This is a genomic window from Pseudomonas sp. PA-5-4B, from assembly GCF_021606215.1.
Classification (GTDB): domain Bacteria; phylum Pseudomonadota; class Gammaproteobacteria; order Pseudomonadales; family Pseudomonadaceae; genus Aquipseudomonas; species Aquipseudomonas edaphica.
In genome coordinates this window covers 64,226-91,025 of sequence record NZ_WKDB01000023.1, presented here as the reverse complement: position 1 = coordinate 91,025, position 26,800 = coordinate 64,226, and the positions used below count along the sequence as shown (strand labels likewise).

The window sequence follows — 26,800 nt, the reverse complement described above, 5'->3', positions numbered from 1 at the left end:
CAGGGGATCGGCTGTGTTGGTTAGATCTCAGTTCGTAGGGCCATCGCGTCATACACAAATCCCGCCAGCGACAAAGATCCAATGTGGGAGCTGTTGAGCCTCAGCGAGGCTGCGAAGGCGGCGGCACTGGCGACACATAAGTTGCCTGACCCACCGCTTTCGCAGCCTCGCTGAGGCTCGACAGCTCCCACAGGGGATCGGCTGTGTTGGTTAGATCTCAGTTCGTAGGGCCATCGCGTCATACACAAATCCCGCCAGCGACAAAGATCCAATGTGGGAGCTGTTGAGCCTCAGCGAGGCTGCGAAGGCGGCGGCACGGGCGACACATAAGTTGCCTGCCCCACCGCTTTCGCAGCCTCGCTAAAGCTCGACAGCTCCCACAGGGGATCGGCATTGTCGTTTAGATCTGCATTGGCCGACTCTAACTGCCTGCCAGGCAACTCGGGGTGCCGGCCACCAAGGCGTCGATGGCGCAGCGCGTCTTGGCTGGCATGTGTGCGGCCGTCGGCCAGATCACGTGGATTGGCGCAGGCTGGTCGCGGTGGCTTGGCAGTACCGCTTCCAGTTGCCCGCGCAGCACGTAATGCGCAATCAACCAGCTCGGCAACCAGGCCAGGCCCACGCCCGCAATCGCGGCATCGGCCACGGCCTGGAGGTCGTCGAGCATCAACAGCGAAGGCACACCGGGGCGCTGCGAGGTATTGCAACGGTAGGCAATGCCTCGGTGGGCGGCGAGGTCGTCGATAGCGTTGATTGGCCCGACCCGCTGCAAATAGGCCGGTGAAGCTGCCAGCCCAACAGACTGTTCGCCCAGGCGACGCGCACTCAGGCGGTCAGTGTCCGGCAGCGGACCAATGCGCACGGCCACGTCGAAGCCTTCCTGTGCGAGATCGATCAGCCGGTCAGAAAACGAAATCTCGATCTCCAACGCCGGGTAACGATCCATCAACCCCCACAACGCTGGCGCCGCGTAATGATGACCGAAAGCCAAAGGCAAGCTCGCCCTTAAACGCCCGCGTGGCTGTTGCCGGCCGCTCTCCAACACCGATTCGGCAGCTTCCAGCTCTGCCAGCGCACGCAAACAATGTTCGTAGTACGCCTGCCCATCCTCAGTCAGACGCTGGCGGCGGGTGGAGCGCTGCAACAGTCGGGTGCCCAAGCGGGCTTCGAGGCGCGCCAGGCCTTTACCCACGGCGGAGCGCGTGAGGTTCAGTCGTTCGGCAGCCTCGGTCAGGTTGCCGCTCTCGACGACTTGCAGAAAGAGCTCAACACCATCAAAACGCGGAGTGGCCATGCTTAATTGTCGCCCTTGATTCCCTTATCAAAGGAAAACTTATCACGAATAAAGAATTCTGCTCCCGCGAGAATAGCGCTCTCCCCCAAGCAAAAGGAATATCCCATGCCGCCCGCCGCCGCCGTATCCGCCGTCAGTGCCCCGCGCACCGCCAGAGATGGCCTGGCACTCACCGCCGTGTGCCTTGTGGCATTGATGTTCGGCCTGGAGATCTCCAGTGTGCCGGTCATCCTGCCAACCCTGGAACAGCAGTTGGGCACCGGTTTTCAGGATGCGCAATGGATCATGAACGCCTACACCCTGGCCTGCACCAGCGTCTTGATGGCCGCCGGCACCCTGGCCGACCGCTTTGGACGGCGGCGCATGCTGGTGTTGTGCCTGTGGCTGTTTGGATTGGCTTCGCTGGCCTGCGGGCTGGCCAATGAGGCTTCCACACTGATCGCCGCGCGTTTCGTGCAAGGCATAGGCGCCGGGGCGATGATGATCTGCCAGTTCGCCATTCTGTCGCACCAGTTCCGCGAACCGGCGGCACGCGCGCGGGCCTTCGCGATATGGGGCGTGATCGCAGGCGTGGGCCTGGGCTTCGGGCCAATGGTCGGCGCACTGATTCTGGCGGTCGCGGACTGGCGCTGGGTGTTCCTGGTGCATGTGCCGCTCACGCTGCTGACCTTGCTGCTGCTGCGCATCAGTGTGCAGGAATCCCGCGACCCGGCCGGCCATCGGCTGGATATCGCCGGCATGCTGACCTTGACGCTGTCGGTGTTCGCCCTGGTGTATTTCATTACTCAGGGCAGCGAAAACGGCTTCGGCAGCCCGGCGATGCTTGGCTGGGCCGGTTTGTCGCTGGTCGGGCTGCTGCTGTTCATCGTGGTTGAGCGACGCAGCGCGCACCCGATATTCGATTTTTCGGTGTTGCGCATCCCGCGCTTCAACGGCGCGCTGATGGGGTCGATCGGCATGAATTTCAGTTTCTGGCCCTTCATGATCTACCTGCCGCTCTACTTCCAGGCCGGCCTGGGCTACGACACGCTGACCACCGGCGCGGCCTTGCTGGCCTACACGCTGCCGACCTTGCTGGTGCCGCCGCTGGCTGAACGCCTGGCCCTGCGCTTCGGCGCCGAACGTATTATCCCGCTGGGCCTGGGTTTGATGGGCGCAGGGTTTATCACCATGGCGGCAGTCAATGCGGCGCAGCAACCGAGTATCGTCTTAGTGCTGTTGAGCTGTGTGTTAGCAGGCGTGGGACTGGCGCTGACCAACTCACCTACCACCAACACCACCACCGGCGCCGTCTCGGCCGACCGCGCAGGCATGGCCTCGGGTATCGACCTCAGCGCGCGGCTGATCACGCTGGCGCTGAACATCGCCTTGATGGGGCTGGTGCTGCTGCTGGGCATCGGCCATCACCTTTCCAGCCTGCTGCCTGCCACCACGGCGTTGGATTGGCCCACCATCAGCCAGAACATTGCAGCAGGCAAGCTGGATATAGCAGGACTGGAACCTGCGCAAGCCCAGGCCGCGCTGCGCCATGGCGCCGGCTGGGCCATGCTCTTTGCCGGCCTCGGTGCTTGCGGATTGGCAGGCTTGAGCCGGTACTTCTTCCAGCAGCGCCGCTAAACGAAAACGGGCCTGCAGATGCAGGCCCGTTTATTGGGGTTGAAAAAACATTCAGCTATCAGCTGTTAAGCGCAGCCTGTTCGTTTTCCAGAAATTCCTCTTCCAGCTCGGCCTCGTCAGCCTTGGTATCAGGCAGGCTCTGCCCTGCGGCGCGTGGTTTGCCGCGCAGTTTGCCGTACAGATGTTCCAGCGCATGCTCAAGCTTGGTGGCGGCGCCATCGATCGCCTGTTCCAGCGTATCGGCCTTATGCAGGACCGACAGTGGTTGATGGCCCTTTGGCCGTGCTTCCAGACGGCAACTCAGATCGTGGGGGCCGGGCTTATCGCCGTTTTCATCTTTCAGATAGACCTCAACGCGGGTCAGGTCTTCCTCATAACGTTCGAGCGTGCTCTCAATGGTAGTACGTACCCACTCCTCCAGTCGGATGCTGCTTTCAATATGGTTATCGCTATTGACTTGGATTTGCATAGTTCTTCCCTTATTTCAGCTAGCTCGCGAGAGGTCACAACTGCGACACCGGGGTGGTGAAACCATGACCTCTTGATTACACAATTGAGCAGTCAGAAGAACATTTCAACCCCTTTGCAAAGATAAATCCCACATTACAAATTAACCCTGACGACGAGCAAAAACGCTGTTAGGGTGGGGAGTTGGTTACATCTTCTTACGCTCAGCGAACCTTACAATTGCCCCTCTCCCAACGGGTGCAATCCGCGAAAAATCCCTGCTTCCTCTACCAGCCAGTCATGCACCGCACGCACGCCCGGGTGGCTCAACGCGCCCGGTGCATACAGCAGCACATAACGTTTGTGGTTGGGCACAGCCAGGCCAAAGGGCACGATCAAGGTGCCGCGCTCCAGCTCATCGTTGAGCAAGGTACGCCGCGCAATCGCCACGCCCATACCCGCGATAGCCGCCTCGATGGTCAGGTGGTTGCGGTTGAAGGTGTGGCCGCGCCGCACGTCGGCGTCGTGGTAGCCGATAGCATTCAGGTAAAACTCCCACTCGGCGTATTCATAACTCCCACGCCACGCGGTGATGTCGTGCAACAGCGGGAAATGCACCAGGTCCGCCGGGCCATGCAGCGGCGGCCTCCCGCGCAGCAGGCTCGGCGCGCACACCGGAAAGATCTGTTCATCGAGCAGGGCTGTGGATAACAGGCCGGGGTAGCTGCCGTCGTTCAAGTCGATGGCCAGGTCGAAGTCGCCCTCGTGCAGGGCGATGCTGCTGTCTTCGGCGACCATGCGCAGTTGGATATCCGGGAAGCGCTGCTGCAGACGCGGCAAACGTGGGGTCAGCCATTTGCCGAGAAACGACGGGATTGAACGCAATCGCAACGTACCGCTGATCATCCCCGCATCCAGCCGCTGCAACTCCGCATCGATGCTGCCGTAAGCCTCGCCCACCGTCGCCGCCAGCCTCTGCCCTTCGGCACTCAACTCCACGCCACGGGCGCGCCGATGAAACAGCCGAAAGCCCAGGCGCTCTTCCAACTGGCGAATTTGCTGGCTCACCGCCCCCGGCGTGATGTGCAGTTCTTCGGCGCAGCGGGTGAACGACAAATGCCGCGCGGCGCAAGAAAACACGTGCAACCAGACATAGGTCTGGCCATGAAGAGGGCGAGTCATAGCGTTTAGTCCTGCTAAAGGGTGTCTTAGGATAATTCGTTGGTCAGTGCCGATCCAGAGGCTCAGTATCGCGCCAATTCCGCCTGCTCTACAAAACATGGCAGCGATTTCTACTCCATTGCTTGTAAGGCTTTAGCATGGCTATCAGTGTTTTCGATCTATTCAAAGTGGGCATCGGCCCGTCCAGCTCCCATACCGTCGGCCCGATGCGCGCAGCGGCGACCTTCGCCCAAGCCCTGACCGACCAGCATTTGCTCAGTGAAACGCGACGTATCGAAGTGCGCCTGTACGGTTCGCTGTCCGCCACTGGCGTGGGCCATGCCACCGACCGCGCCACCGTGATGGGGCTGATGGGCGAATGGCCAGACAAGGTCGACCCCACCTCGATTAATGCGCGTATTCAGCAATTGCGCGAATCCGGCCGATTGCTGCTCGCAGGCTCGCAGGACATTGCCTTCAACTGGCACACCGACCTCCTGCTGCTCGACGAGAGCCTGCCCTACCATCCCAACGCCATGTCCCTGCACGCCTATGGCGAAAACGGCCTGCTGAGCGAACAAACCTATTATTCGGTAGGCGGCGGTTTCATCATCGAAGCGGCTGAAGCCGCCTCGGGCATCGCGCCTACCAGCGATGTTGAATTGCCCTACGACTTTTCCAGCGCCGTCGAACTGCTGGCCTTGTGCAACAAGCACGGCCTGCGGGTTTCCGAGCTGATGATGGCCAATGAACGCGCGTGGCGCAGCGATGACGAAATCCGCAGTGGCCTGCTGCATATCTGGTCGGTGATGCGCGAGTGCGTGGAGCAAGGCCTGCGCGATGAAGGCATCTTGCCAGGCGGCCTGGACGTGCCGCGCCGGGCGGCGAAATTGCACCGCAGCCTGTTGGAAATCGGCAAACCCAACGTGATCACTTCCACCTTGTCGGCCATGGAATGGGTCAACCTGTTCGCCCTCGCCGTCAACGAAGAAAACGCCGCCGGTGGGCGCATGGTCACCGCGCCGACCAATGGCGCAGCAGGGATCATCCCGGCCGTGCTGCATTACTACATGAAGTTCAACGCCGATGCGTCGGATGACGATGTGGTCAATTTCTTCCTGGCAGCCGCTGCCGTGGGCATTCTCTGCAAGAAGAACGCCTCGATCTCCGGTGCCGAAGTCGGCTGCCAGGGCGAAGTCGGCTCGGCCTGCGCCATGGCCGCTGCCGGCTTGGCCGACATCCTTGGCGCCACACCGGAGCAATTGGAAAACGCTGCCGAAATCGGCCTGGAACACAACCTCGGCCTGACCTGCGACCCGGTCGGCGGCCTGGTGCAAGTGCCGTGCATCGAGCGCAACGCCATCGCGGCGGTCAAGGCGATCAACGCCACGCAAATGGCCCTGCGCGGTGACGGCAAACACTTTATTTCCCTGGACCGGGTCATCCGCACCATGCGCGATACCGGCGCCGATATGCATGACAAATACAAAGAAACTTCACGGGGCGGCCTGGCGGTCAGCTGGGTGGAGTGCTGATCGGAGCACTTCTACCCGCCCCCTACGTGAGCCCGCGCAAAAATAATAACGAGGCAATATCGATGACTGATGTACGTACACCTGCCGCTGAAAACCCTGCTGTTGCTGTAGATAACGTTTTAGATAACACCGTAACCACCGGCTGGACCAAACACGACACCACCTGGATGCTCGGCCTCTACGGCACGGCCATTGGCGCGGGCACCCTGTTCCTGCCGATCAACGCCGGCGTTGGCGGTTTCTGGCCGCTGATCGTGCTGGCGTTGCTGGCCTTCCCCATGACGTTCTTCGCTCACCGTGGGCTGACGCGCTTTGTGCTGTCGGGCAAATCCGGTGATATCACCGAAGTGGTCGAAGAACACTTCGGCGTGGGCGCGGGCAAGTTGATCACGCTGCTGTACTTTTTCGCGATTTTCCCGATCCTGCTGGTGTACAGCGTGGCGCTGACCAACACCCTCAGCAGCTTCATGGAACACCAACTGCACATGGCCCCGCCGCCTCGGGCGATTCTGTCGCTGGTGTTGATCCTCGGCCTGATGGCCATTGTGCGCTGCGGCCAGGGCGTGATCGTCAAAGCCATGAGCGTGCTGGTTTACCCCTTCGTCGCCGCCCTGCTGTTGCTGGCCGTGAGCCTGATCCCCAACTGGAACGGCGCGTTCTTCGCTTCCGCCAGCGAAGGCATGCCGTTGCCGCTGTTCTTCAAGACCCTGTGGCTGGCGATCCCGGTGATGGTGTTCTCCTTCAACCATTCGCCGATCATTTCCGCCTTTGCCGTTGACCAGAAGCGCGTCTACGGCCCACAAGCCGAACGCAAAAGCAGCGGCATCCTCGCCACCGCCCACGGCATGATGGTGCTGACGGTGATGTTCTTCTGCTTCAGCTGCGTACTGGCCCTGTCGCCGGCTGACCTGGCGGCCGCCAAGGCGCAGAACATTTCGATCCTGTCGTACCTCGCCAACCACTTCCAGACGCCAGTGATTGCTTACGCCGCGCCGTTGATCGCGCTGGTGGCCATCACCAAGTCCTTTCTCGGCCACTACATCGGCGCCAGCGAAGGCTTCCAGGGTTTGATCGTCAAATCCCTGCGTGGGCGCAACCGCTCGATGTCGTCCAAAGGGCTGGAACGCTGCACCGCACTGTTCATGGTCCTGACCTGCTGGGCCGTGGCGACCTTCAACCCGAGCATCCTGGGCATGATCGAAACCCTGGGCGGGCCGATCATCGCGTGCCTGTTGTTCCTGATGCCAATGTACGCGATCCGCCGCGTGCCATCTCTGCGCCAGTATTCGGGTCAGGTGTCGAATGTGTTTGTGGTGCTGATCGGGTTGATTGCGCTGTCTGCGATCGTTTTTTCGGTTTTGCCCTGAAATCGAACACAACCCACACCCCCTGTGGGAGCGGGCTTGCCCGCGATAACGGTCTGTCAGTCAGAAATTATTTAGCTGATACACCGCAATCGCGGGCAAGCCCGCTCCCACAGGGGTCAGGCGCAGTCAGGCAAGTCGCTATACGGCACGCCCCTTGCTCTACAGCTACCGAGGCAAACGGACCTTGTGAAACCTCAGCGACGGAGTGGCCGGTGGTCAGGCAACGCGAACTAAACCAGACACCGGTCGTCAATGACTGCATGTTCTTATCAGGCGGTAACGCACCATGGACAATCCTTTTCAGATCATCACTGACACCTTCACGCCCACCTACCGCGTCAACCTGAGCATCCAACGGCTCGACGGCAGCATCATGCTCACCCTCTCGGACGAGACGGGCGTGGTGGCCAAACGCATGATCAGCGCCGAACAACGCAACGACCCAGAGCGGCTCAAGCGCCTGGTGCAAAGCATTCAGTTCGGCATCGCCATCGAGCAGGGTCACAGCGCCATGGAGATTCTGGCGGTGATGACGGATGGCGACAGCCACAAATTATTGCAGCCGCCGCCCGCCCGCACCCTGCCCTTCAGCGTCGGGCTTTAAAGCTCGCCTTTCTCGGTTTCCAGGCTCGCCTCGCCCTTGCGACGCGGGCCTTCGACCTTCACCGACGGGAACGCCGACGAGGCGTAGCGCACCACCAGAATCGAGAACGCCAGCAATAGAATGCCGCCACACAGGTAGATGATGCCGATGTCCGGCGGGTTGTGGTGCGACACGTTGGAGATCAGCAGGCGCGTCAGCGCGGTGATTGCCACGTAGATCAGGAAGCGCACGGGCATGTGGTTGGTCTTGAAATAAATCCCGACCATTGCGCCCAATTCAAGGTAGATGAACAGCAGCAATATGTCATCGATCTTGATGTGCCCCGTCTCCAGCATCCCCAGAAACTCCATCACCGCCGCCCAGGCCGTCACCGCACCAATGGCGAACAACGCCAGGTAGTGGAACGTCTCGACAAACAGATTGCCCAGCGACTCGGCCAGCCCATGGACTTGCTGACGCAGCTTTTCGGCCCAGTTAATTTTCACGATGAAGCTTCCTTAGGTCGATTCGACCGGATATTGCGGGTTAGACGTGACGGTTGTTCTGCATGCAGAAAAAAGGCCAGCGGCAGGTATAAGATGATGGCGGGGTGACATGAGGCACTGCAAACCCCTATTTACCGGCTACATTAAAAAACTGCTACCCAAACGCCGTGGTTTGGCTTACCCTTTTTACTGTATATGAATACAGTAGTCGCATAAGACAACTATCGTGAAGGCATGTGAGGTGGTGAATGGCCGTCGAAGTGGTATACCGCAGCAGCCGAGATCTGGAGCGTTTGTTCATGGATAAAGCCGAAGCTGATCGTCATGACAAGATGCTTGAACTCGCTGAGTTGCTGGCAGAAGTGTTGCAAAAAGCCGTGCCGTCCCTGAGCGAGCAGCAGGTGGAGGAAGCCGGGATCTACATGGCGAAGAATCGCGATGTGTTTGCCAAGGCGTTCAAGAGCCAGCCGGATGCATTGTCCGAGTTGCTGAACCCGGCGGCAGAGTAAAGCCCGAATTGAACAGGCCCTGAATCATTGATTCAGGGCCTTTTTAATGCCTGGATTATTTGTAGAGCAGGCGCTCGGCCAGTTCATCGGCCACCCGTGCAGGGGAGCGTTTCTCGGCCTGGGCGTGGGCAAAGATCTCGGTGAGGCGTGTGCCGATATTTGACAGGTGCGCGGTGATACCTGGCAGCTCGGTGCCGGCGTGTTTGAGGGCGACGTAGATCAGGCCGCCGGAGTTGATCACGTAGTCCGGGGCGTAGAGGATGCCGCGTCCCTCTAACTGGTCGGCGATGTCCAGGTTGCTCAGTTGCGCGCTGGCGGAGCCCGCCACGGCAGCGCAGCGCAATTGGCCGACCGTGTGGCGGTTGAACACCGCGCCCACACCGCACGGCGCCAGGATGTCACAGGGTGTGCTGAGCAACGCATCGTTGGCGATGGGGTGTGCGCCGAGCTGCTCCATGGCCAATTGCACCTTGCCGTGATCGATGTCGCTGACCAACAGTTCGGCGCCCGCCGCGTGCAGCTGTTCGGCCAGGGCATAACCGACATTTCCCAGGCCCTGGATCGCGACGCGCAAACCTTCGAGGTTATCGCTGCCCAGGCGCGCCATGGCAGTGGTGCGGATGCCGGTGAACACGCCCATGGCGGCATGCGGTGCCGGGTCGCCGGCGGCCGTGGTGCTGGTGACAAAACGGGTGTGTTGGGCGATGCAGTCCATGTCGGCAACGCTGGTGCCGCTGTCGATCGAGGTCACAAAACGGCCGTCGAGTTTTTCAATGCAACGGCCAAACGCTTCAAACAGCGCGGCGCGGCTTTCCACGTGCACGGGGCGGATAATCACCGCCGTGCCACCGCCCACCGGCAAGCCGGCCAGGGCGGCTTTGTAGCTCATGCCTTGGGCCAGGCGCGCGGCATCGGCTACGGCACTTTCATCGTCGGGGTAAGCAAGATAACGGCAACCGCCCAAGGCAGGGCCGAGGCGGCTGTTGTGGATGGCGATGACGGCCTTCAACCCGGTGACCGGGTCGATGCTCAGGTGCAGCGATTCAAGGCGGGTGCTGTGCATAAGCGCAAACATCGTCAGGCTCCCGAATCACTTCTGGTAGAGGCCCCAGTATAGGCTTGCGGTAGAAAACTGCTGAATCACGCTGGAATAAGCCGCCAGGTTTCGTAGGCATCACGACATAAGCACGCAGGACATTTCTTAAGTTACTGGACGAAAATTCACAGCAAGGCTAAAACGTGGGCATCCGCCGGAGAATGCAATGAATCCCCGCAAAGCCTTTTTCGCCTGCCTGGACCGCTCACCGCCTTCGCTGTTTGAAGCCGCGTTGTGGATGGCGGCTGAACACGATCCGAGCGTGCAACCCGTGCTGATCCTGCAAGACCTGACCTTGCTGCAACAACAGGTCAGCGTCGGTATGCCCATGCTGCCAGCGGATGAGCTCGGCCAGCCGTTGCTGCGGCGCATGAATGACTTGGGGTTTGCCCAGGATGACTCCACACCGCTGCGCCCCGCCGCCGCGCTGCTCGACAAGGTACTGCAGCGCAAACGCGGCCAGCCCTTGGCCATGGGCCTGATCGCGCTGGAGCTGGCGCGGCGCCTGGATATCCCCATGGTGGGGGTTAATTTCCCGGGCCATTTCCTGCTGCGAGTGCCCGGTGCCGACCACCTCTTGGACCCCTGCGGCGGCCGGCGCCTGTACCCCAACGACTGCCGCGAGCTGTTGCACCGCCAGTACGGGCCAAACCTCAAGTTGCAGGCCGAGCACCTGCTCACCGCCGAACCGCGCGCGATACTGCAACGGCTGTCACGTAACCTGCGCCAACTGCACCTGGCCAATGACCACCCGCTGTCGGCCCTGATTGATGCCGAGCGCGTGCTGGAGTTGGGCAACGCCAGCGCTGCGGATTACCTGGCGCGGGCCAGCCTTTACCAGCGCCTGGACTGCCCGAGCGCCGAGCGCTTTGACCTCGAACACGCACTGCTGCTCAGCGAAGACCCGATCCAGCGCCTGCGCCTGACCGAGCGGCTGGGGCATTTGCCACCCAACACCGTGGTGCACTGATGGGTGGGAGCTGGCTTGCCTGCGATGCAGACGACTCGGTACACCTGGCCTATCGAAGTGATGCTATCGCAGGCAAGCCAGCTCCCACATTTGATCTGCGTTGAATCAATGATTGGCCGGCGCCTTGAGAGTTTCGCTGTGCAACGGGCCCTGCGGCGCGTTGGAGCCAGGCGAGCGCACTTGAATGATCAGCAGCGCCGCAATCACCGCCGGAATCGCACAGAAGAAGAAAATCTGCTCCACCGGAATATGCATCGCCAGCAACATGCTGCCAAACAACGGCCCCAGGATTGAACCAAAGCGCCCCACGCCCAACGCCCAGCCGGTGCCGGTAGCACGCACATGCGCCGGATAGAAGTTGCTGGCGAAGGCGTTGAGGGTCAGTTGCCCACCAATAATGCAGAACCCGGCCGCGAACACACAGGCCACCAGATAACGCGGGTTGTCGTGGTTCAGCCCGAGCAAAATCGTGCACACAGCAGCCGCCGCCAGCACGCCGGATAGCAGCCGCACTTTGCTTTTCAGGCGGTCGGCAAACCAGGCCATGCCGATGGCGCCCAAAGTGCCGGCAAACAGGAACATCGAGGTCACAAGATTCGCTTGCTTCAACGTCAGGCCGCTTTCCAGCAACAGCGTCGGCAGCCAGCTGATCATGAAATACAGCAGGATCAGGCTGACAAAAAAAGTGGCCCAAATCAGTATGGTCGGACGCGCGTAGCCGTTGCGAAACAGCTCCACCACCGTGAGTTTGCTGCCCTGCTCCTGAAGATTCTCTGCCTCGCTCGCCAGCGGCGGCTGCCAGTCGGGCAGCATGCGCGCCGTAACCTTTTGCAGTCGCGCATACGGCGGCGCATCCCGCAGCAAACGCGGCAAGGATTCCGGCAGCAACCACACCAGGAAGGGGAACAGCAGCAACGGCGTCACCCCGCCTGCCAGAAACACCGCCTGCCAGCCGTAGCCTTCGATAAAACCTGCGGCTACAAACCCACCCGCCGCGCCACCGAACGAGAAGCCGCAGGCGGCCAGGGTCACCATCAAGGTACGCATGCGCGGCGGGGAATATTCCGACATCAACGCCATGGCGCTGGGCATCGCGCCGCCCATGCCAATGCCGCAGATAAACCGCGCGGCCATCAGTGTGGTCAGGGAGTTGGCGAACACCATCAGCACGGTGAGGCTCGCGTAGATCAGCACGCAGGCGAGCAGGATACGGCGCACACCAAAGCGGTCGGCCAGCGGCGTTACCAATAACGAACCCAGGGTCAGGCCCAACAGGTTGGCGCTGAATACCGGGCCGAACGCGGCTTTTTCCAGCCCCCAATCCTTGGCCAATGCCGGCACTACGTAGCCCAGCACCTGGGCGTCATAGCCGTCGGTTACCAGCAGCAACGCCAGCAACAGGAGAATCAACCACTGGTAGCGCGACACCGGACGGGCGTCGAGTGCCGCGCGAAAGCTGGCAATCTGATTGTGCATCGCAAGGTACCTGTTATTTTTATAAGGATGACGCGGATCAAACTGTGGGAGCTGGCTTGCCTGCGATGACGGTGTGTCAGCCAGCGAATGATCAACTGATAGGCCGCTATCGCAGGCAAGCCAGCTCCCACATTGATTTAGGGTGTGTCGGGTTGGTTGGCCGGATGCGCTTGCACAAACGCCGGATGCTGCGCCGCCAGCGCCGCCACGCGTCCAATGCGTGGGTACGCGCCCAACGGCACCTTGAAGCGCTCAGCCGCGTACAACTGCGGGATCAGAAACGCATCCGCCATCCCCGGCTGGTCACCAAAACAAAAGCCTTCATCCCCAATCAACTGCTCCACCGCGCCCAGGCCCTGGCTGATCCAATGCCCGATCCACTCGAGCACTTGCGCCTCGTCATGCCCCCATTTACGCAGCAGGTTTTGCGTGCTGGAGTTGTGCAGCGGATGTATATCGCAGCCAATGATCGACGCCACCGCGCGTTCATGGGCGCGGGTCGCCAAGTCCTTGGAGAGTAGCGGCGCCTGTGGATAACACTCTTCCAGGTACTCAATGATTGCCGGTGATTGAATCAACAGTTCACCCTCATCGGTACGCAGCGCCGGCACGCGGCCCTGCGGGTTGATCGCCAGGTAAGCCGGCTGGCGATTCGCACCGCCCGGCGGGACCAGCAGGTTCACCGGCACGGCGGTAAAGTCCAGCCCCTTGAGTGCCAGGGCGATACGCACCCGGTACGACGCCGTAGAGCGGTAGTAGGTATAGAGTTCCATCGCCCTGCCCTCTTAGCGTGCTGCGATCACAGTGCCACGGCATTCGCCGAAACCGATGGAGGCAAACCCCTCACGGCTGCAACGGGCGCGCAGGATGATTTCGTCGCCATCTTCAAGGAACTTGCGCACCTCGCCGGAGGCCAGTTCGATCGGCTTTTTACCGCCTTCGGTAATTTCCAGCAGGCTGCCGAACTGCCCCGGCTGCGGCCCGGACAAAGTGCCCGAACCAAACAGGTCACCGGCCTGCAACTGGCAGCCATTGACGCTGTGGTGAGCAACCATTTGCGCTACGGTCCAGTACATGTGCTGGGTGTTGCTCAGGGTCAGGCGGTGTTCCGGCAAGTTTTGCTCGCGCATCGCGGCGGTGGTCAGCAGCACTTCCAGTTCGATGTCGAAACCGCCAGCGGCCTGGTCACGCGTGTCCAGCAGGTAAGGCAGCGGCTGCGGGTCACCTTCGGGGCGCGCCGGCTGGGCTTTGCGAAACGGCTCCAGGGCTTCGGCGGTGACCACCCACGGCGAGATGCTGGTGATGAAGCTTTTCGACAGGAACGGGCCGAGCGGCTGGTATTCCCAGGCCTGGATGTCCCGCGCCGACCAGTCGTTGAGCAGGCAGAAACCGGCGATATGCTCGGCGGCGTCGCCAATGGCAATCGAGTCGCCCATGGCATTGCCCTGGCCGATCCAGATGCCCAGTTCCAACTCATAATCCAGGCGCGCGCAGGGGCCGAAGGTGGGCTCGGTGTGGCCGGCCGGCAGCGTCTGGCCTTTAGGCCGACGTACGTCCGTGCCCGAGGGGCGAATGGTCGAGGCGCGGCCGTGATAGCCAATCGGCACGTACTTGTAGTTGGGCAGCAACGGGTTGTCGGGACGGAACAGTTTGCCGACGTTTTGCGCGTGTTCGATGCCCACATAAAAGTCGGTGTAATCACTGATTTTTGCCGGCAGATGCATCTGGCAATCAGCCGCGCGGTGCAGCACCTGCGCCTCACGGGTGTGCAGCTTGCTGCCCTCGGCGAGTAGCTCCAGCAGGCGCTCGCGCAAGGCTACGCGCGGGCCACGGCCGAGTTCAAAAAACGCGTTCAGTTGACCACCGGCAGTGGCTTCAACGGCACGCCGTGCTTCACCTTCGAACTCATCCAGCGCGGCGTGCAGGTCGAGAATCGAATCGCCAATCGCCACGCCACTGCGCGGCGCCGAGCCATTGATGCTGAACACGCCCAGCGGCAGGTTCTGCAAGGGGAAATCGCGGTGGCCGTTGGCGGAGGCTACCCAGCTGCGGGTAAAGGTTGGCTGAGTCATCGGTTATCTCCGGTTCGGGTTGAAGGTGGCGGGCAGCGAGGCCCAGCACGCGTCGTAGGAAGGTTGCAGTTGTGGGCACTCAAGGGCGAACTGTGTCGGGCGCAGCACCTGGCTGGTCTCAAACATGAAGGCCATGGTGTTATCGATCTTGTGCGGCGCCAGGTCCACGTTGATGGCTTTGGTGCAGGTCTCGCCGTCCGGGCCATGGGCGCTCATGCAGCTGTGCAGCGACGCGCCACCCGGCAGGAAACCCTCGGCCTTGGCGTCGTAGGCGCCCTGGATCAGGCCCATGTATTCGTTCATCAGGTTGCGATGGAACCACGGCGGACGGAAGGTGTTCTCGGCCACCATCCAGCGCGGCGGGAAGATCACGAAGTCGAGGTTGGCCAAGCCGTGCACACTGGTGGGCGAGGTTAATACGGTAAAAATCGACGGGTCCGGGTGATCGAAACTCACCGTGCCGAGGGTGTTGAAGCGGCGCAGGTCGTACTTGTACGGCACGTTATTGCCGTGCCAGGCGACTACGTTCAACGGCGAATGGTCCAGTTCGCAAGCCCAGAGTTCGCCGAGGAATTTCTGCACCAGCGTGGTCGGCTTTTTGCTGTCTTCGTAGTGCGCAACCGGCGTGAGGAAGTCACGCGGGTTAGCCAGGCCGTTACTGCCGATCGGCCCAAGGTCTGGCAGGCGCAGTGGCGCACCATGGTTTTCCGCGACATAGCCGCGAGCCTGCGCATCCAACAGTTCGATGCGAAATTTCAAACCACGGGGCAGCACCACGATTTCCAGTGGCTCAACGTTCAGCACCCCCAATTCGGTGGCGATACGCAGACGGCCCTGCTCGGGGACGATCAACAGTTCGCCATCGGCGTTGAAGAACACCCGCTCCATGGAACGGTTGGCGCGGTAGTTGTAGATGCTGATGCCTGAGGGTTTTTCCGACCCGGAGTTAGCGACCATGCCTACAAGGCCGTCGACAAAGTCGGTCGGCTCACTTGGACTATCCAGCGGGTTCCAGCGCAAGCGATTCGGCGTCACCGCGCCCAACGGCCCACCGGCCAATTGCCGTTCCAGCTTGATAAACGCCGGGTGGTTGGCTGATGGCTGAATGCGGTACAGCCAAGTGCGGCGGGCTTCGCTGCGCGCCATGGTAAAGGCGGTGCCGGAGAACAATTCGGTGTACAGGCCGTAGGGGGCTTTTTGCGGGGAGTTCTGGCCGACGGGCAGCGCGCCGGGCAGGGCTTCGCTGGCGAATTCATTGCCGAAGCCCGACAGGTATTCGAGGTTCATGGATCATCCTCTGTGCGGAAGTTGTTTTTATCGTAATCCAGTTACGCATAACGTAATTTGATCACTATCGACCGTCAAGCTATAAAGACGCCCATTCATCTCTCGGATTCTCGCCCTTCCATGGAAAAGCCCCGCGACACCGGTAAACAGAAAGTCCGCTCGGCCGAAGTGGGCACCGATATCCTCAAGGCGCTGGCCGAGCTGTCCCCGGCCACTTCGCTGTCGCGCCTGGCCGACCATGTGCAGATGCCGGCGAGCAAGGTCCACCGCTATTTGCAGGCACTGATCGCCTCGGGCTTCGCCGAGCAGAACGCCGCCACCAACCATTACGGCTTGGGTCGCGAGGCCTTGCGCGTAGGTTTGGCAGCGCTGGGCAGCATGGATGTGTTGAAAGTCGGCGCGATGCCGCTGGCAGAGCTGCGCGATGAATTGAATGAAACCTGCTTTTTGGCGGTGTGGGGCAACCAGGGCGCGACCGTGGTGCAGATCGAGCCGGCGGTGCGCGCCGTCACCGTGGTGACGCAGCTGGGTTCGGTGCTGCCACTGCTCAGCTCGTCCACCGGGCTGGTGTTCAGCGCCTATTTACCGTCGCGGGAAACCGTGGAATTGCGCGAACGCGAGATTCAGGCCGGGACTGCCCATGCCCTGGCGGACGACGAGGCTTACGCCAGCGCCTGCGAACAGATCCGCAGCCGTGGCCTGCACTTTGTGCATGGTTTGCTGATGCCCGGCGTGGATGCGTTGTCGGCGCCGGTGTTCAATGCGGTCGGGCACGTCGCGGCGGTGATGACCGTGGTCGGCCCCACCTCACTGTTCCATGCCGATGAAGACGGCCCGGCGGCGCAGCACTTGCTGGCGGCGACTCGGGCAGTGAGTTGGCGCATGGGCTATCAGCCCTGAATCACTCGTCCCAGCCTGACAAAGCCAGCGCCACGCGGTTTTCCACGGCTTTGACCTGCGCGCCGCCCACCACGTAGTTGTTGCTCAGCATCGAGAACACCAGCTTGCGCCCCTTGCTATCGGTGATGTAACCGCTCAAGGACGACACGCCGCCCATGGAGCCGGTCTTGGCATGCAGGTTGTTCTCGGCCGGTGTGCCGCGCAGGCGATACCGCAGGCTGCCGCCGGTCATGCGGTCGGTGTTGCCGGCGATCGGCAGCGCGTTGTACCAGGCGTTGAACCACGGCTGTTTACTCGCGGCCAGCAGCAGGTCGGTGAGGTTTTGCGACGACACCAGGTTACGCCGCGACAGCCCCGAACCATCGACCTGGCTCAATGTCGCCGTATCCAGCCCCTGGCGCTTGAGAAACCCGGCCACCGCCACCGCACCCGCCGCCGCCGTGCCACTGTTGGCTGTCTGGCGGCCCATCGCCTTGAGCAAGGCTTCGGACATGTTGTTGTTCGAAAGTTTGAGCAGCGGCGTAATCAATTCCTGCAACGGCGCCGACTTGTGCTCGGCCAGTACCGTCACCGCAACCGGGCTGGCACCGCCCATCACTCGACGGCCAAGCACTGTGATGCCTTGCTGCGCCAGCGCTTGCTCGAACAGGTTGGCCACCAGTTGCGTTGGCTCCCAGACACTCACCAACTGCTCGCTCTGTCGCCCCGGCGCCACGGCCCCACTGAGCTGCAGCAGGTTGGTGCCATGGCGACGGTTGATCCCGTAGGTGTTGCCCGGCCCGCTGACCGCGCGGTTGCTCAGTTGCAGGTAGTTGGTTGGCGGGAAGATGTCGACACTCACAGGCTGCCCGGCCCGCGCTGGCGCCTTGGCGGTGACCAGCACGCTGCCAGCATCGAAATCGGTATTGGGCGACACGGTCAGCGCCGAAATCTGTGCGCCGTAGTAGGTGGTTTCATCGTCATGGGACCAGTCGACGCCCAGCCGCTCGGCGTCAAACCAGGTGTCGTCAAACACCAGGTCGCCCTGCACCTGACGCACGCCCTGGCTGGCCAACTGCGCCGCCAACGCCTGGTAATCGGCGAACTGAATGGTCGGGTCACCCAGGCCGCGCAGGTACAGGTTGCCGGTCAAGCGGTCGCCCTGGCGAATGCCGTTGCTCAGCAGTTGCGTGGCGAAACGGTACTGCGGCCCAAGCACATCCATGGCCGCGGCCGTGGTCAGCAGTTTGAGGTTGGAAGCCGGCACCAGCCGCGTGCGCGGGTTGTGCTGATACAGCGTGGCGCCACTGTTGGCGTCCCGCACCATCAGCGAGACCGAGGCGCCGTGCAGCGCCGGGTCGGCCAGCAACTGGTCGAGGCTGTGCCCGGTGGCCGTCTTCGAAGGCGTGGCGCAACCGCCCAGTAACAAACTCAAGCCCACCAGCATCGCGCTGGTGTGTATCCATCGACCCAACTGCATCAGTACCGTTTTCCCGCAAAGCCTTCAGTGGCGGCAACGCTACCAGCTCATTGCCGTTGTGGCGAGCGGGGCTGCTGTGGGATCGGGCCTGTTGTGGTGAGGGAACTTGCTCCCTCAGCCACACCAGGGCGCGGGTCTTAGAACTGCAGGGTGCTGGAAACCGACACCTGCCGCGCATCGCCGATGGACACAAACTGCGTGTTCACCGACGAGGTGTAGTAAGTGCGATCGAACAGATTCTTCACGTTGAGCTGGAACTTGACCTTCTGCCCGTCGATTTTGGTGTCGTAGCTGGCGAAGGCATCGGCCACGGTGTAGCTCGGCAGCTCGAAGCTGTTGGCCGCGTCCCCGGCCCGCTCGCCCACGTAACGCGCGCCGGCGCCCACACGCAGCTGGTCACCACCCAAGATGCTGCCGAAGTCATACACGGCCGACAACGAAGCGGTGTTTTTTGCCACGTTTTGCAGGCGATTGCCTTTGAGCGTCGGGTCTTCGGTGACCTCGGCGTCGGTGTAGGCGTAACTGCCGATCAGGCTCCAGTTGTCGGTCAACTGGCCGCTGGCGTCCAGCTCAAGGCCACGGGAACGCACTTTGCCCGCCACGCTGTAGACCGCTGCCAAACCGTCGCCGACCTGCACCAGCACGTTGCGTTTTTCGATATTGAACAGCGCCGCACTGGCGGTTATACGCCCCGGTATGTCGAGTTTGGTGCCCAGCTCCCAGGCTTTGGACTGCTCCGGTTCCAGGCTGCCATCCAATACGCTTTTGTTCGCCAACGGCGCGATGGTGGAGTTGGGTTTGAACGACTCGGTGTAGCTGCCATAGAACGACAATTGATCGGTGTAGCGATACACCAGGCCGGCACGCGGCACCCACTTCTGGCCGTTGCCATCGGTGTTGGCGGTGAACGGCACGCCTTTGCCGGCGTATTGGTCGTACATCTGGTAGCGCGCACCGCCGACCAGAATCCACTGGTCATTGAGGTGGATGGCGTCCTGGAAGAATAGCGAATCGCTGCGCAGCAGGTCGGTCTGGTTACTGTCCGGCGCGCTGACTTTGGTGCCCGCGACTTCGTTGCCGTACACCGGATCGTTATAGTTGAAGACACCACGCGGCGCCTGGCGAATCAGGTCGGCGCGGTAGATCTTGCGGTACTCGTCGTCGAGCCCGAACACCAGGTCGTGCTGCATGCCGCCGACATTGACCTTGCCTTCCAGGCTGGTGGTGGCGAAGCGGTCGGTGGTCAGCGCACCCTGGGTGCCGTCCATGCTGCGGGTCAGGGTGCCGTTGGTGTTGACCTTGACTACGCGCACCTGGCTGGCGTCGTAGGTCTCGCGGTTCCAGCTGTAGCCGAAGTGCGCTTTCCAGTCGTCGTTCAAGTCGTGGTCGACTTCCAGGCGATACAGGTCGGAGCGGCCTTGCATATTGTTGAACGGCTCATCCAGCCGACGGGTCGCGGGGATGTTCAACGGGTGGTTGGTCTTGGGGTCGATGGCGGTGCCACGGTCGAACGGCGAGAGGAATTCGCGGTGCTCATAGGCGAACACCACTTTGGTGGTGTCGCCGTACCAGGCCAGCGACGGCGCCACCAACGTTTCGCGGTGGGTGCCGAAGTTGCGCCAGTAATCTTCGTCTTCGTGGTCGACGATCAGGCGATAGGCCAGGCCGCTGTCACCAATCGGGCCGGTGGTGTCGAGGTTGCCGCCGCTGCCGTTCTTGCCATCACCAAAGGTCGAGCCGCGCGCGGTCAACGAGGTGGACTGCACCAGCTCGGGCTTCTTGCTGACGATATTGACCACGCCGCCCGGGTCCTGGATGCCATACAGCAAAGACGACGGGCCTTTGAGCACTTCGACGCGCTCGGCGGTGGCGTTCAGCGCCCGGCCCTGCACCACGGGCATGCCGTCCTTCATGATCGAGCCGTTACGGTTGTCACCAAAACCGCGCAGCATCACCGCGTCCTGGGTGCTGCCGAGGGTGTTGGCCTGGGTGATGCCACTGATATTGCCCAGGGCGTCATCCAGGTTGCGCGGCTGTTGGTCACGCAGCACTTGGGCCGGCACGACGTTGACGGTTTGCGGGGTTTCCAGCAGCAGGCCGTGGGAGCGCATCACCGAGCTGGTGGGCGGTGGCTGATAGCTGGTGGTGTCCTGGGCTTGGCTCGCGCCGCTGATGGTGGTGGCGCCCAGGTTGACTGCGCCATCGGTGGGCACAGGCTCAAGCGCCAGAGTGCGGGCGTCGATCTGGCGGAAGGTAAAGCCTGAGTTGCCGAGCAGCCGTTGCAGGGCCTGGGTGGCACTCATCTGCCCGCTGATCGCCGGGGCATTGAGACCATAGGGCGCTTCGTCGGTGTAGATCACACTGATGCCGGTGACCCGGCTGAAATCGCTCAGCGCCTGGGGCAGCGGCTTGGCTGCCAGGGCAAAATTGAACTGCGCGCTTTGTTGCTCCTGCGCCTGCGCAATCGCCAGAGGCAGCAACGCCAGGCCTGATGCCGCCAATACCGAGGCTCCCAGCCACTGTTTTACCCAACCGCCCGCCGTCGACTTCATGCTGTGAGAACCCGTGTAGAAAACGCTGTTAATGCGAATAGCTCGCAGTTTCAAACACTACACGGATGGGCGGGCGATTTACCTCACCTTTGTTTGCAAATATTTTTATTTATTGCGCCTGAATGCGAAAGCCCATGCGTGGGAAGTGCACGTGAACAGTGCCAGCACGCTCGTCGGTACGGCGCAGGATCAGCTCTTCACGGCCAGCGAACAGCAGCTCACCGGCAACGGGATCAACCCCGTAATCAATGGCCGCAATCGTTACCGACTGACCCGCCTTGAAACCATTCAAGTCCTCGAACTCGTCATCCGGCAATGCCGCAGGCGTGGCATTACGGGCAATCGCCAATGCTTGCTCCGCCGTCATTTGACTCGCACTGCCGTGACCAAAACCCAGCACCCGCGCCAGCCAAGCCAAGACGGCCGGATAAGCATCCACCAATGGAGCCGTCACGGGAGTGGCTTTGAGGAACCACATCGGGTGGGCCAAGGCAAAGTCGGCAATCGACGGTTCACCGAACAGAAAGTCTCCCGGCGCGTGCTGCAGCTGGAACTCCAGACGCGCCATGATCGCCGGCCATTGGTGCTTGGCCAGCTCGGCCGGGAGCTTGCTGGCCGTGCCGCCACTGAACAACGCGGCGCGGTCAGCGATAAACGCTTTGATCGCTTCCGGCGGCAATTTGCCAAAGCGCACCGCCACTGACTCCGGCTGGAATACCAGGCTGACGGCATGGGCGAACACAACGCTGTCGGCCCAGGTGGCGAACGTCTGCGTGATCATTTCCTGGCCCAACGGGAACAGCGCCGGCGAGGACGTTTCCTGCTCAAGGCGACGCGCGATCAGGGCAGTGTCGCAATAGATATCGGCGCCGACTTGCAGTACCGGGGTTTTCCGGTAGCCGCCGGTCAAGGCTGTCAAGTCGGGTTTGGGCATGACGGGTGATATGTGTACAGAGTGCCAGGACAACCCCTTGAAACCGAGCAGCAGCCTGGCTTTTTCTGCAAAGGGTGAGGTCGGGTAATGGTGCAGGATCAACTCAGACATGCCAGGCTCCGCTCGATAGGTGAGCCGCCAGCTTAGCCTGCAAAACCGTGCGTGGGGACGATGAGAACCTATCAATCAAATCAATGAGCCACTCGCCGCCAGGAATTCCTTGGCGCTTTTCTTGAGTTTTTTGATCAGCCGCTCCTGACGCAGCGCCTCTCCCTTGGAAGCACACTGCTCGGTGTACACCAGCGCCACGGCCGGGCTGGACAGAAAAAACCGTGCGCCCTTGCCGCTCTGGTGGGAGGCAAAGCGGCGCACCGGGTCATTGCTGATGCCGCAATACAGCGAACCATTGGCGGCACGCACCAGGTAGACGAACCAGGGTTTGGGTTCAGGAAGTTCAGTCACGGGACGATTGCTGCAAACCAAAAGAACGCCAATCTTATCAACGACCGGCCTGAAATGCCTTCAAGCCTTTAAGCGCCTGGGCACGCACGGCGTTCTTCAATGCCGGCGACCAGCCCAGCAACAAGCCCTTCAAGCCCAACGCCTGGCGCGACCAACGCCACAGGTCGAAGTGGTCGTGGTGCTCGCAGATTTTGCCATCGCGAAACACAAACCGCGCACCGATATCGTTGACCACCGTATTGCCCGTGGCGCTGAACAGGTAGGTCGCCACCCAATGCGCACTGCCCGTGCTGTCATCACTGCGCACATGGTCGAAGGTCAGGGAGAAATCCTTGGCCCGCGTGGTGAGCATGCGCCACATGTCCCCGGCGTCGCGCCCGCGCAACTCACCAAAGGCCGGGTCGCTGAACACCACGTCGTCGGTGTAGCAGGCGGCCATGGCTTCGGCGTCCAGGCGCTGGAAAGCACTGTAGAACTCGGTGATCAGGGCGTTATGGGCATCACTCATGGGCAGGCTCCGCAGGCGTCGAAAGAATAGCCGCACGATAAGCTGCCCACGCTGCGCTGGCTACTGACATTCGCCACGCAAATGATGAGCCTACGGCACCATCCCAACACTGCGAGCATAGGCGAACAGGTCAACATCGGTGGAAATACTCAGCCGTTGCATGGCCGTGCTTTTCTGCTTGCTGATCGTGGAAATGCTGCGATTGACCTGTGCCGCGATCTCGCTGACGGTCATGCCGCTGGCCAGCATGCGCACCACCTCGCGCTCCTTGCCGGATAATTGCGGCTCCTGGGACTGATCGCCCGTGCCCGCCTCGACCATTTGCACCCGCAGGGATTCACTGGCGAACGTCTGGCCGGCACACACGGCCTTGATCGCCAGGGGCAGCTCCTTGGCCGAAGCACTTTTAGCCACCACTGCCTTGGCACCATGGGCGAAGGAAGCGCGCAGGGTGGCGACGCTGGCGAACATGGTCACCAGAATCACCGGCAACTTCGGATACTGGCGGTGCAGCAGGCTCAACAGCCCGTAGCCATCGGCCTGCTGACCGCCGGGCATGGCGAAGTCGGTGATGAGCAAGTCGCACGGCGTCGTACTTAACACGTCGAGCAATTGATCGGGTCCATCGGCCTCCGCGACCACTTTGCAGCGGCCATGCGCCTCAATCACGACTTTCTGCCCGATACGAACAATGGGGTGATCGTCAGCAATAATTACTCGAAGCATAAATTCCCACGAATGATGGCAACTTGAATCCGCGCAAAATACCCCCGCCGGCGCTCATCAACAACCGCTAACAAACAGCCGCTTACAGCCAACCCCAATGTTCACTCGTTCACATTTTTTTGCCTACATAACAACAGGAAAAAACCTACAGCCAAAACTAGATCGTCGGATTGCAAACGCTCAGTGAAAACACCACTCCTCAGACATCGGACAGGTACTCGAGATAGACGTACAACCGAGCCAGGAACAATTCCAATTGCACCTTGTGCGCAGCAACGCCCTGGGACCGGACCTGCTCAATCAGCCTCACCGCCATGGGTTCAAGGCCGGTGCCGCCCAAAAACACCAGGCTGCCCACCAAGCGATGGAGGCGTTCAGCTGTCAATGATGCGTTCAACGTCGCACAGGCATGGCGTAACAAACGATGGTCCTCCCACGCCTCGAACAGCAGGGTTTCCAACAATTGATCGACGACAGGCTCGCTGCCAAACGTCGCGACCAACGTGGCACGCGTTGGCCAGCCGGCGAGCGGTACAATGGCCGCCTGTTCGACATACCGATCATCCACGCCAGGCAACCAGCGCACCAACACCGCATGCAATTGTTCAAGGGTCAAGGGTTTGAGCAACCAGGCATCCATGCCGGCATCGCGGCAACGCTTGGGACTGTCATTTTGCAGGTTAGCGGTCAAGGCAATGATCGGCACTCGCCTCATCCCGGTATCGCACTCATGCTGGCGAATGGCGCGGGCCATACTGTAACCGTCCATGAAGGGCATCTGGCAATCGCTGATTACCAGGTCGAAGGGTCGGGTGGTAAAGGCCACCAGCCCGAGGTAGCCGTCGGCGGCCGTCTCGTGCCCCAGCCCCAGTTTCTGCAACAAACCACCCAACAACAGGCGGTAGGCAGAATGATCATCCACAACCAGCACACTCAACTGCCGCCAATGAAACGGGGGAAGGGTTGGCGGCTTCAGGTTGTGGCTCGCTCCTGCTGTTGAACCTACCAGCGAACCCATCAGTACCTCTATCGCAACTATTGATCCAGCAGCAATCCGCAGCACTGATGCAATAGCTCTTGAGGCCTATCATGCAGCAATGGTCGACGCATTCTTCTGAATGCTATCGGCCAAAAACAAATAACCTTTCGAGTTAACCAAAGCCCATACAACAACTACGAAAATCCCCCCTGAATCATCGCCTTCACACCGCCCTGCCAATGTCGTATTAGTTGTATTTCCCCTGCTCGCCCCCCTCGCTAAATTGTGCCCACCCCAAAGAGGGTCGGCTTGCCACTCCCAGGCAACAGCCAATAAACACCGAGACCGCCGCTTGGCCAACCACCCGTTCATACCGGGTCGGACGTGGCCCCGCACGCGCCTCAATCTGCCAGCCTGTAATGGAACAAATGAAATGAAGATCTCTGTATCCCTGCTGAGCAGTGCCCTGCTGCTCGCCATGAACTCATCGGTGTTCGCCGCCAGCAGCGTCGACCTCAGCGTCAAGGGCATCATCACGCCCAGCGCCTGCACACCCAACCTGCCAGGTGACGTCGATTTTGGAAAAATCGCGGCAAAAGACCTGAGCCTAGACAGTTATACGCCGCTTGAGAGAAAGACCCTGCAACTGAGCGTCAATTGCGACGCGGCGACACTGTTTGCAATCCACCCCCTCGACAATCGAGCCGGTTCAGCCGCTCACGGCGCCGCCTTTGGCCTGGGTTTGATCAACGGAAACCAGAAGCTCGGCGTATATCAGCTGACGTTCACCAACCCCACCGCCGAAACGCCCTCCACTCTGATTGCGATGTTCAACTCCGAGGGCCGATGGACGGAGATCCTTACAGATGACGCCATCGCCCCCAACGATCTGGTGGCGCTGGGCAGCCGGGGCGACAGCGGTTGGGCACCCCACCCGATAAAAGACGCGATCATGGACATGACGCTGTACACCTCAATTGCACCGGCAAGAAACCTGACCTTGACCAGCGAAGTGGTAATCGACGGCTCTGCGACCTTTGAAATGAAGTACCTGTAAATGGATATTTCCCAAATGAAGACCTGCCTGCCCCTGTTGAGCAGCGCGCTGTTGCTCGCCATTACCTCATCCGCCTTCGCCGCCAGTTCCGTGGACCTGACCGTCAAGGGTTTGATCACCCCCAGCGCCTGCACTCCCAACCTGCCGGGCGCCGTGGACTACGGAAAAATCGCAGCAAAAGACCTGAACCCCGACAGCCACACCTGGCTTGAGGACCAGACATTGCAGTTGAGCGTGAACTGCGAGGCGGCGACGCTGTTTGCCATCAACCCCATCGACAATCGAGCCGGTTCTTCAACCATTGGCCGAGGCTCCTACGGCCTGGGCCTGGCCAACGGCACAGAAAAGCTCGGCGGGTATCAACTGATGTTCAGCAACCCCGTCGCCGAAACGCCTTCGACCTTGCTCTACCAGTACGAACAGCGCGACTGGGCGCCGCTCTATCCAGAGGACCCCGTAGAAGACGATATGTTGGTGGCCCTGGGCAGCCGTGGCGATTCCGGCTGGGCCCCGCACCCCGTGCAGGACGCGCTCATGGACATCACCGTGCACACCGCCGTTGCGCCTGCCAACGGCTTGAGCCTGGCCAACGAAGTGGCGCTGGACGGCTCCACAACGTTTGAAGTCATGTACCTGTAAATGGAGACCTTTGAAATGAAGACTTCGCTGTCCCTGCTCAGCGCTGCGCTGTTGCTCACAAGCGCCTCGTCAGTGTTCGCCGCCAGCAGTGTGGACCTGACCGTCAAGGGGCTGATCACACCCAGCGCTTGTGCCCCCAGCCTTTCAAGCGGCGGGGTCATCGACCACGGCAAAGTAGCCGCCAAAGACTTAAGGCTGGACGGCTACACGTTGCTTGGCAATCACACGCTGCAACTGGCGATCACCTGCGATGCCCCCACCCTGCTGGCCCTTAAGGGCATCGACAATCAAGGTAGCGCCTACGACTCGAGCAACGCCTACGGCCTGGGCTTGGTCAGCGGCAAAAAACTCGGCGGGTACACCCTGGCACTAGATAACCCAATGGCGGATGGCGCGGTGATTTCCGTGATTGGGTCCCGGGATAACGGCCTCAGTTGGCGCGAAATTTACCCAGGAGACGTCTGGCCAGCCGCCGACCTCGCTTCGTTTGGCGATCGCTCGACCGGCAGTTGGGCGCCGGCACCGGTCCAGCAAGTGACTGCGGGGCTTTGGGTGCAAACCATTATCGCTCCAACTGCCGGGATGGACCTGACCACTGAGGTCCCCATCTACGGCTCCGCCACAATTGAAGTGAAATACCTGTAACCCCCCTCTAACATCACAG

General features: G+C 61.2%; 26 protein-coding genes. 10 read left to right on the top strand and 16 right to left on the bottom strand.

Translation table 11 applies throughout. The features are described from left to right. Positions 1-421: 421 nt before the first annotated feature. Positions 422-1,294 carry a LysR family transcriptional regulator gene (locus tag GIW28_RS13795; RefSeq protein ID WP_017135165.1) on the bottom strand — a complete coding sequence of 291 codons (873 nt, stop codon included), beginning with the start codon at positions 1,292-1,294 and terminating at the stop codon, positions 422-424. A 105-nt stretch (positions 1,295-1,399) separates the two neighbouring features. On the opposite strand from GIW28_RS13795, the gene GIW28_RS13790 reads away from it, so the two are divergent. Continuing rightward, positions 1,400-2,911, top strand: a complete 1,512-nt coding sequence (locus tag GIW28_RS13790; RefSeq protein ID WP_236447947.1) for an MFS transporter — start codon at positions 1,400-1,402, stop codon at positions 2,909-2,911. Positions 2,912-2,969: 58 nt separating this feature from the next. Here the strand turns inward: GIW28_RS13790 and GIW28_RS13785 are convergent, their stop codons facing one another. Both GIW28_RS13785 and GIW28_RS13780 read right to left on the bottom strand, forming a co-directional pair. After that, a complete protein-coding gene (locus GIW28_RS13785; protein ID WP_017135168.1) occupies positions 2,970-3,380 on the bottom strand; it encodes an HPF/RaiA family ribosome-associated protein in 411 nt (136 codons plus the stop codon). Between the two features lie 212 nt (positions 3,381-3,592). Next, the gene (locus GIW28_RS13780; protein WP_017135169.1) at positions 3,593-4,540 is read right to left on the bottom strand and encodes a LysR substrate-binding domain-containing protein; all 948 of its coding nucleotides are present in this window, start codon (positions 4,538-4,540) and stop codon (positions 3,593-3,595) included. 137 nt (positions 4,541-4,677) lie between these two features. Between GIW28_RS13780 and GIW28_RS13775 the strand changes: the two genes are divergently transcribed. The 3 genes from GIW28_RS13775 to GIW28_RS13765 all read left to right on the top strand — a co-directional run bounded on the left by GIW28_RS13775 (position 4,678) and on the right by GIW28_RS13765 (position 8,025). Next, positions 4,678-6,054, top strand: coding sequence for an L-serine ammonia-lyase (locus GIW28_RS13775; RefSeq protein ID WP_099548465.1), 1,377 nt, complete (start codon positions 4,678-4,680; stop codon positions 6,052-6,054). 62 nt (positions 6,055-6,116) lie between these two features. After that, positions 6,117-7,421 carry a serine/threonine transporter gene (locus GIW28_RS13770; protein WP_017135170.1) on the top strand — a complete coding sequence of 435 codons (1,305 nt, stop codon included), beginning with the start codon at positions 6,117-6,119 and terminating at the stop codon, positions 7,419-7,421. Positions 7,422-7,707: 286 nt separating this feature from the next. Beyond that, positions 7,708-8,025, top strand: coding sequence for a DUF3509 domain-containing protein (locus tag GIW28_RS13765; RefSeq protein WP_058419385.1), 318 nt, complete (start codon positions 7,708-7,710; stop codon positions 8,023-8,025). Here GIW28_RS13765 and GIW28_RS13760 read toward each other — a convergent pair. Beyond that, positions 8,022-8,510 carry a phosphate-starvation-inducible protein PsiE gene (locus tag GIW28_RS13760; protein WP_017135172.1) on the bottom strand — a complete coding sequence of 163 codons (489 nt, stop codon included), beginning with the start codon at positions 8,508-8,510 and terminating at the stop codon, positions 8,022-8,024. The genes GIW28_RS13765 and GIW28_RS13760 overlap by 4 nt on opposite strands. Positions 8,511-8,758: 248 nt before the next feature. On the opposite strand from GIW28_RS13760, the gene GIW28_RS13755 reads away from it, so the two are divergent. After that, positions 8,759-9,019 (top strand): YebG family protein, encoded by a 261-nt coding sequence (locus GIW28_RS13755; protein ID WP_003188807.1) that lies wholly within the window; start codon positions 8,759-8,761, stop codon positions 9,017-9,019. A 55-nt stretch (positions 9,020-9,074) separates the two neighbouring features. Here the strand turns inward: GIW28_RS13755 and GIW28_RS13750 are convergent, their stop codons facing one another. After that, a complete protein-coding gene (locus GIW28_RS13750) occupies positions 9,075-10,094 on the bottom strand; it encodes a Glu/Leu/Phe/Val dehydrogenase family protein (protein ID WP_017135173.1) in 1,020 nt (339 codons plus the stop codon). Positions 10,095-10,281: 187 nt separating this feature from the next. On the opposite strand from GIW28_RS13750, the gene GIW28_RS13745 reads away from it, so the two are divergent. Continuing rightward, complete coding sequence (locus GIW28_RS13745; protein WP_177033616.1) at positions 10,282-11,085, top strand: SirB1 family protein; 804 nt, start codon at positions 10,282-10,284, stop codon at positions 11,083-11,085. A gap of 105 nt (positions 11,086-11,190) precedes the next feature. On the opposite strand, the gene GIW28_RS13740 is transcribed toward GIW28_RS13745, so the two are convergent. From GIW28_RS13740 to hmgA, 4 genes are all read right to left on the bottom strand, one after another. Next, on the bottom strand, positions 11,191-12,561 hold the full coding sequence (locus tag GIW28_RS13740) for an MFS transporter (RefSeq protein WP_236446489.1): 1,371 nt from the start codon (positions 12,559-12,561) through the stop codon (positions 11,191-11,193). Positions 12,562-12,698: 137 nt separating this feature from the next. Continuing rightward, positions 12,699-13,334, bottom strand: coding sequence for a maleylacetoacetate isomerase (maiA, locus tag GIW28_RS13735; RefSeq protein ID WP_017135176.1), 636 nt, complete (start codon positions 13,332-13,334; stop codon positions 12,699-12,701). A gap of 12 nt (positions 13,335-13,346) precedes the next feature. Further along, positions 13,347-14,633, bottom strand: coding sequence for a fumarylacetoacetase (fahA, locus tag GIW28_RS13730; RefSeq protein ID WP_138451815.1), 1,287 nt, complete (start codon positions 14,631-14,633; stop codon positions 13,347-13,349). A 3-nt stretch (positions 14,634-14,636) separates the two neighbouring features. After that, positions 14,637-15,920, bottom strand: coding sequence for a homogentisate 1,2-dioxygenase (gene hmgA / locus GIW28_RS13725; RefSeq protein WP_017135178.1), 1,284 nt, complete (start codon positions 15,918-15,920; stop codon positions 14,637-14,639). A 120-nt stretch (positions 15,921-16,040) separates the two neighbouring features. On the opposite strand from hmgA, the gene GIW28_RS13720 reads away from it, so the two are divergent. Further along, the gene (locus tag GIW28_RS13720) at positions 16,041-16,820 is read left to right on the top strand and encodes an IclR family transcriptional regulator (RefSeq protein ID WP_017135179.1); all 780 of its coding nucleotides are present in this window, start codon (positions 16,041-16,043) and stop codon (positions 16,818-16,820) included. 1 nt (position 16,821) lies between these two features. Here GIW28_RS13720 and dacB read toward each other — a convergent pair whose 3' ends face one another. The 7 genes from dacB to GIW28_RS13685 all read right to left on the bottom strand — a co-directional run bounded on the left by dacB (position 16,822) and on the right by GIW28_RS13685 (position 24,479). Further along, complete coding sequence (gene dacB / locus GIW28_RS13715) at positions 16,822-18,279, bottom strand: D-alanyl-D-alanine carboxypeptidase/D-alanyl-D-alanine endopeptidase (protein ID WP_026013537.1); 1,458 nt, start codon at positions 18,277-18,279, stop codon at positions 16,822-16,824. A 137-nt stretch (positions 18,280-18,416) separates the two neighbouring features. After that, positions 18,417-20,831 carry a TonB-dependent siderophore receptor gene (locus GIW28_RS13710; protein ID WP_138452890.1) on the bottom strand — a complete coding sequence of 805 codons (2,415 nt, stop codon included), beginning with the start codon at positions 20,829-20,831 and terminating at the stop codon, positions 18,417-18,419. 109 nt (positions 20,832-20,940) lie between these two features. Next, positions 20,941-21,876, bottom strand: a complete 936-nt coding sequence (locus GIW28_RS13705; RefSeq protein WP_236446487.1) for a glutathione S-transferase family protein — start codon at positions 21,874-21,876, stop codon at positions 20,941-20,943. A gap of 75 nt (positions 21,877-21,951) precedes the next feature. Next, on the bottom strand, positions 21,952-22,227 hold the full coding sequence (locus GIW28_RS13700) for a GIY-YIG nuclease family protein (RefSeq protein ID WP_236446484.1): 276 nt from the start codon (positions 22,225-22,227) through the stop codon (positions 21,952-21,954). Between the two features lie 37 nt (positions 22,228-22,264). Beyond that, the gene (locus GIW28_RS13695; RefSeq protein ID WP_010212931.1) at positions 22,265-22,735 is read right to left on the bottom strand and encodes a nuclear transport factor 2 family protein; all 471 of its coding nucleotides are present in this window, start codon (positions 22,733-22,735) and stop codon (positions 22,265-22,267) included. 90 nt (positions 22,736-22,825) lie between these two features. Beyond that, positions 22,826-23,461 (bottom strand): response regulator transcription factor, encoded by a 636-nt coding sequence (locus GIW28_RS13690; protein ID WP_017135183.1) that lies wholly within the window; start codon positions 23,459-23,461, stop codon positions 22,826-22,828. Between the two features lie 199 nt (positions 23,462-23,660). Beyond that, positions 23,661-24,479, bottom strand: coding sequence for a response regulator (locus GIW28_RS13685; RefSeq protein WP_017135184.1), 819 nt, complete (start codon positions 24,477-24,479; stop codon positions 23,661-23,663). 394 nt (positions 24,480-24,873) lie between these two features. Between GIW28_RS13685 and GIW28_RS13680 the strand changes: the two genes are divergently transcribed. The 3 genes from GIW28_RS13680 to GIW28_RS13670 are packed head-to-tail and all read left to right on the top strand — an operon-like array spanning position 24,874 to position 26,781. Beyond that, a complete protein-coding gene (locus GIW28_RS13680; RefSeq protein WP_099548450.1) occupies positions 24,874-25,497 on the top strand; it encodes a DUF1120 domain-containing protein in 624 nt (207 codons plus the stop codon). Positions 25,498-25,512: 15 nt separating this feature from the next. After that, positions 25,513-26,136, top strand: a complete 624-nt coding sequence (locus tag GIW28_RS13675) for a DUF1120 domain-containing protein (RefSeq protein WP_026013538.1) — start codon at positions 25,513-25,515, stop codon at positions 26,134-26,136. Between the two features lie 15 nt (positions 26,137-26,151). Beyond that, complete coding sequence (locus GIW28_RS13670) at positions 26,152-26,781, top strand: DUF1120 domain-containing protein (RefSeq protein ID WP_236446483.1); 630 nt, start codon at positions 26,152-26,154, stop codon at positions 26,779-26,781. Positions 26,782-26,800: the final 19 nt, after the last annotated feature.